This is a genomic window from Halocynthiibacter sp. (assembly GCF_049608145.1).
Lineage (GTDB): Bacteria > Pseudomonadota > Alphaproteobacteria > Rhodobacterales > Rhodobacteraceae > Halocynthiibacter.
Window position 1 is genome coordinate 1 of sequence record NZ_JBMYXF010000100.1, and the last position, 2,827, is coordinate 2,827.

The 2,827-nt window shown below is 52.5% G+C and carries 1 protein-coding gene and 2 pseudogenes; all 3 read right to left on the reverse strand.

Annotated elements, in window-relative coordinates:
- Positions 1–886, reverse strand: a pseudogene (locus ACPGUT_RS15895) (IS3 family transposase); the annotation flags it as partial.
- Positions 887–1,032: 146 nt separating this feature from the next.
- A protein-coding gene (locus ACPGUT_RS15900; RefSeq protein ID WP_423993076.1) for an IS3 family transposase occupies positions 1,033–2,162 on the reverse strand; the annotation gives its coding sequence in 2 pieces (ribosomal slippage) (positions 1,033–1,916 and positions 1,916–2,162; 1,131 coding nt in all).
- Positions 2,163–2,219: 57 nt separating this feature from the next.
- A pseudogene (locus tag ACPGUT_RS15905) lies at positions 2,220–2,555 on the reverse strand (L,D-transpeptidase family protein); the annotation flags it as partial.
- Between the last annotated feature and the right edge of the window lie 272 nt (positions 2,556–2,827).

Here is a 2,827-nt window from a genome sequence, read left to right on the forward strand (position 1 = left end):
ACAGCACTTAATAACGCTTGCAGCACCAAGTCTGTTGGTTGTCTGGATTGCATGGCCCAGCCAACAACGCGGCGGGAATACAAATCAATCACAACTGCTAAATACGCAAAGCCCTGTTGTGTTCTAATATAGGTAATATCTGTGGCCCATACGCGGTCCTGTTTTGCGACGTCGAATTGGCGATCTAATGTGTTATTAACCACAACGGATGGTTTGCCGCCGTATTTGCCTATGCGACGTTTATAACCGATCTGAGCGTGAATGCCTGACAGTTTAGCCAATCGAGCGACACGGTTTGGGCTGACAACTTCACCTGCATCACACAAATCATCATGCAGCTTGCCCCTCTCGGGATCATGCTGCGCATAACCCTGCCGGGCAGTGGATATCCGTAGACCTTGCCGCTATCTTTCCACGCATCTTTGATCAGCTTGGTTTGTCGTACATCCTCCTGTGCACGCTGGCTTAACGGTTTCTTAAGCCATGCGTAGAAACCGCTGGGATGCAGCTTCAAACAACGACACATTGCACGAACCGAAAATGTGGGACGATGCTCAATCATAAATGCGTACCTCACTTTGCATCTCTGGCGAAGTACGCGGTGGCCTTCATCGGGGAAACGCCCCACTGGGGCCTTTCCTGATCCTCTTCAGTTTAAGATTTCCCTCTCCTCCTTGAGGAGCCGGATCTCACGTCGAAGTCGATCATTCTCTTTGGCGAGGCTCAGATCCTCTTTCGACACCACATCTGTGTCTCGATGCGCGGTGATCCATTTGTTCAGCGTCGACATTCCGACCCCAAGATCATCAGCCACCTGCTTACGTGTTAGCCCACTGGTCAGTGCGATACGCACCGCATCCTGGCGGAATTCGTCCGTCCGTTTCAGTCCCCTCTCGGGATCATGCTTCGCATAACCCTGCCGGGCAATGGATGATTTGTGTGATGCAGGTGAGGTTGTCAGTCCAAACCGTGTCGCACGATAGGCTAAACTATGTGGACTTGTCGCGCTTACGTTCCGGTCTCCTAACTCATTTATGCAGCCTTTCGTTCGAAGGCCAAGGGGCTTTTGCCACCCAGCGATGAGTGACGGCGGCGCGGATTGTAGAAGCCATTGATATACTCGAAGATCGCACCTTCTGCCTGACGACGTGTGTCCCATTTGTTGCGCCAGATCAGCTCAGCCTTGATAGATTTGAAGAACGTTTCAACCATGGAATTGTCGTAACAATTCCCTTTGCCGCTCATTGATACCTTGAAGCCGTGCTTTTTCAGACGCTTTTGATACTCGTTGGAACAATACTGCGACCCGCGATCCGTATGATGAATGCAGTCCTTGGGCGGCTGTCGCAGGGCCACCGCCATGTCCAACGCCCGGATCGCCAGATCCCGCTTCATGCGGTTACTAACGGCCCAACCGATGACGCGACGAGAATACAAATCAAGGATAACGGCCAGATACAGCCAACCTTCGCTGGTCCAGATGTAGCTGATGTCTCCAGCCCATTTTTGGTTGAGGCCATCAGCTGAGAAGTCCTGATCCAGCAAATTGGGCGCAATGTTGAACGTGTGATTGCTGTCCGTCGTCGCCTTGTATTTCTGGGTTCTGACGATCTTGATGCCATTCTCACGCATCAAACGACCAACGCGACGGTGGCCGACATTCAAGTTCAATTCTTGTAACTCTTCGGTCATACGCGGCCGCCCATAGCTTTCCAAACTGAGGCGGTGCTGCTCACGGATATGGGCCAAAAGCACCATATCATCACGCTGACGCTGGCTCATCGGGCGCACCCGCCAAGCACGGAACCCCCGCGATGTGACCCGCATAATCCGGCAAAGAAACTCCACAGACCATTCTTCTTTCCAGGCGTCGATGAAAGCAAATCTCACCGGCTTTGGCCTGCAAAGAAGATCGCCGCCTTTTTTAACACTTCCCTCTCCTCGCGCAGCAGACGGATTTCTTTGCGAAGCCGCGTGTTCTCCTTTTCCACGTCTTCATGCGGTCCTGACATCAAGTCATCATGTTGATGCTGTTGAACCCATTTGTTCAGCGTCGAAAGCCCAACCCCCAAATCCGATGAAAGTTGGGGCCGCGTTAATCCACTGGTGGTCGCCATGCGAACCGCATCACGCCGAAACTCGTCTGTGTATCTCTTTGCCATTCTTTATCTCCTTCATAGCAAACATTGCTCGAAAGAGACCGGAACTAAACCGCGACAAGACCAGGCAACGTCCGCCTCGTTCGGGTAGGAGATGCCGACAGACAGATGAAACAGGCTGTTCGGATTGCGGCGGTCAATGTTGTACGCACCTTCAGGCGTGCGGCCATCGCCCTCGAATTGTTTGTGTCCATCCGGCGCGAAGCCAAGGCCGACCGAGTACGTTTTGAGCACTCCGTCCGCGCCATCGAGCACCAGTAGCCTCTCCGACTTGTACAGGCGTAAGCGCGTCACTTCTGGCCCAGTATAAGAGCGGAACTTGCTTGCGCATCCCGAGAGAAAGGCAGCTACACCGCCCAAGAGAAAAATCCGTCTTGGAAATCTGTTAATCTTCACTGCTCGGTGCCCTTTTCGGACAAATGTTTGAAGCAACAATACCAAAACTCATGCCTCGGATCAATGACCTCGCGCTTACGACAGCTTGCTCGCCCGCCGCACGCTTTGCTTCTTGGGCATTTACAGAAATGGCGAATTTATTGAGCGCTAGAATTTCGGCAAGCAAGTGCGGTTCTTAGTAAGGAAGTTGATCAAACACATCGATTCTCAACCGCCATAGGCGTGACAGTTGTCTTGCTCCCTATCCGGCGTTTCCATCTCGAGCGTGCAAT